Source organism: Mesorhizobium sp. M2A.F.Ca.ET.037.01.1.1 (assembly GCF_003998075.1).
Lineage (GTDB): Bacteria > Pseudomonadota > Alphaproteobacteria > Rhizobiales > Rhizobiaceae > Mesorhizobium.
Genome location: NZ_RZSA01000924.1, coordinates 1 through 2,582, shown reverse-complemented (window position 1 = coordinate 2,582; position 2,582 = coordinate 1). Strand labels below are relative to the sequence as shown.

The following is a 2,582-nucleotide window of genomic DNA, read 5'->3' as shown; positions in this document are numbered from 1 at the left end:
GTTCTCCTCATCGTCGTCATCGGCAGCTTCCTGCTGCTCGAAGCCGCGCCGGGCGACGCCGTCGACGCCTATATCGTCTCGACCGGCGGCGACGCCGGCATGATCGAACTGCTGCGCCATCGCTGGGGCCTCGACCAGTCGGAGCTCACCCGCCTCGCCAACTATCTGTGGGCGCTGCTGCATCTCGACCTCGGCCAGTCCGTCACCTTCTCGCGGCCGATCCGCGACATCGTCCTCGAACGCCTGCCGACCACGCTGGTCCTGATGGGCGGCGCCACCGCGCTCTCCTTCGGCCTTGGCTCTGCGCTCGGCATCTATGCCGGCGCGCGGCCCGGCAGTTTCCGCGACCGCTTCCTGTCGATCGGCTCGCTTGCACTCTATGCCATGCCGGGCTTCTGGCTTGGCCTCGTGCTCATCGTCGTCTTCGCCGTCGACCTGCGCTGGCTGCCGATCGGCGGCATCGAGACCATAGCCTCCGGCAAAACCGGGTTTTCCCGCGCCACCGACATTGCCATCCATCTCGTGCTGCCGGTCTCGGCGCTCGGCTTCATCTATCTCGCGCTCTATCTGCGCATGATGCGCGCCGGCATGGCCGAGGCTTGGCGGCAGGATTTCGTCCTCGCCGCCCGCGCCAGGGGCCTGCCCCGCCGCCGCGTCGTGCTTGCCCATGTCGCCCGCAACGCGCTTCTGCCATTGGTCACCATGCTCGGCCTGCAATCGGCGCAGATGCTTGGCGGCAGCGTCGTCATCGAAAGCGTCTTCGCCGTGCCCGGTCTCGGCCGCCTGGCGCAGGAAGCTGTCGCGGGGCGCGACACACCGCTGTTGCTCGGCATCATCCTGGTGAGCGCCGTTCTCGTTATCGTCATCAACCTTCTGGTCGATCTCGCCTACGCTGTCCTCGATCCGCGCGTCGGCGCCGGCGAGGCAAGCGCATGAACCGCCTGCGCCGTTTCTTGCGCACCCCGGAAGCGATCGCCGGCGCGCTTATCCTCGCCCTGCTCCTCGTCATGGCCTTGGCGGCGCCGCTGTTCTTTCCCGGCGATCCGCAGGCGATCGCCGGTCCGGCGCTGCTGCCGCCGTTCCAGGGCTGGTCGCTGCCGCTCGGCACCGACCGGCTCGGCCGCGACGTGCTGGCCGAGCTGTTCCATGGCGCCCGCACCTCATTGGCGGTCGGCTTGGCGGCCGCGGCCGCGGCGCTGCTGATCGGCGCGACGGTCGGCACCTTGGCCGGCTTTGCCGGCGGCCTTGTCGACGAAGCGCTGATGCGCATCACCGACGCCTTCCAGACCGTGCCAAGCTTCCTGCTGGCGCTGGCCTTCGTAAGCATCGTCGGGCCTTCGCTGGGCGTGGTCGTCGCGGCGATCGCGCTCAGCGCCTGGACCGGACCCGCGCGCGTCGCCCGCGCGGAAGTGCTGTCGATCCGTGAACGCGACTACGTCGCCGGCGCCCGCGTCATCGGCATGCACCCGCTGGAGATCGCCTTTCGCGAGGTGCTGCCCAATGCGTTGCCGCCGGTGCTGGCGCTATCCTCGGTGATCGTCGCGGCTGCGATCCTCACCGAGGCTGCGCTTTCCTTCCTCGGCCTCGGCGACCCCAACCGCGTCACTTGGGGCGGCATGATCGCCGAGGGGCGCACCGTGCTGCGCACCGCGCCGTTCCTGTCGATCGTTCCGGGCGTCGCGCTCGTGCTGACGGTGCTCGGCGTCTACCTCGCCGGCGAAGGCGTGGTGGAAAGCACCGCGGTGCGCAGGAGCCTGTCGTGACGGCGTTGCTTTCCATTCGCGATCTGAGAGTTGCCTATCGGCGCGACGGCATAGAGGTGCCGGCGCTAAAAGGTGTGAGCCTGGATGTGGAGGCTAGAGAGCGCCTGGCGATCATCGGTGAAAGCGGCTCGGGCAAGAGCACACTGGCACTGGCGATTGCGGGGTTGTTGGCGAGGGGTGCCAGTGTTGGCGGGCGCATGGACTGGTTCCTGCCGGCTAGCGTTGGCGCCAAGGCCCCCCTCTCTGGCCTGCCGGCCATCTCCCCCTCAAGGGGGGAGATTGGCAGCTCCGTCGCCGGCTCTCATCTTGCGACCTTGAAAATTGGCGAAGGCGGAGATCACGACCTAATCTCCCCCGTTGAGGGGGAGATGTCCGGCAGGACAGAGAGGGGGGCGAAGGATCGCCAACCGTCCGCACTTGCCACAAGCCACCCTCGCCTCGGCCGCGACATCGGCTTCGTCTTCCAGGACCCCTCCTCCAGTCTCGACCCGGTCATGCCAATCGGCAAGCAGATCGCCGAGGTCGCCCGCACCCATCTCCACCTCACTTGGCGCGAAGCCATCGCCAAGGCCAAAACCCTTCTCGAACGCGTCCGCCTCCCCAATCCCGACGCCACTCTCCACGCCTACCCGCACCAGCTCTCCGGCGGGCAGAAGCAGCGCGTGGCCATCGCCGCGGCAATCGCCGCCGGACCGAAACTCCTGATCGCCGACGAAGCGACCAGCGCGCTCGACACCATCGTCCAGGCCGAGATCGTCGCCCTGATCCGTCGGCTTGTCGCCGAGGACGGCATGACGCTCATCTTCGTCAGTCACGACA

Annotated in this window: 3 protein-coding genes; all 3 read left to right on the top strand. The window is 68.3% G+C overall.

Features of this window, described 5'->3' with window-relative positions; translation table 11 throughout:
* A partial coding sequence (locus EOA27_RS31385) for an ABC transporter permease (protein WP_245491211.1) occupies nucleotides 1-936 on the top strand: 936 nt, incomplete at its 5' end.
* Nucleotides 933-1,763, top strand: coding sequence for an ABC transporter permease (locus EOA27_RS31380; protein WP_126081119.1), 831 nt, complete (start codon nucleotides 933-935; stop codon nucleotides 1,761-1,763). The genes EOA27_RS31385 and EOA27_RS31380, both read left to right, overlap by 4 nt.
* Nucleotides 1,760-2,582: ATP-binding cassette domain-containing protein (locus tag EOA27_RS31375; RefSeq protein WP_145970658.1), on the top strand; the 823-nt coding region annotated here is incomplete at its 3' end. The genes EOA27_RS31380 and EOA27_RS31375, both read left to right, overlap by 4 nt.

What these genes read in the sequence shown, in the direction of transcription:
- EOA27_RS31380 (WP_126081119.1), top strand. Translation starts at nt 933, where the DNA reads ATGAACCGCCTGCGCCGTTTCTTGCGCACCCCGGAAGCGATCGCCGGC.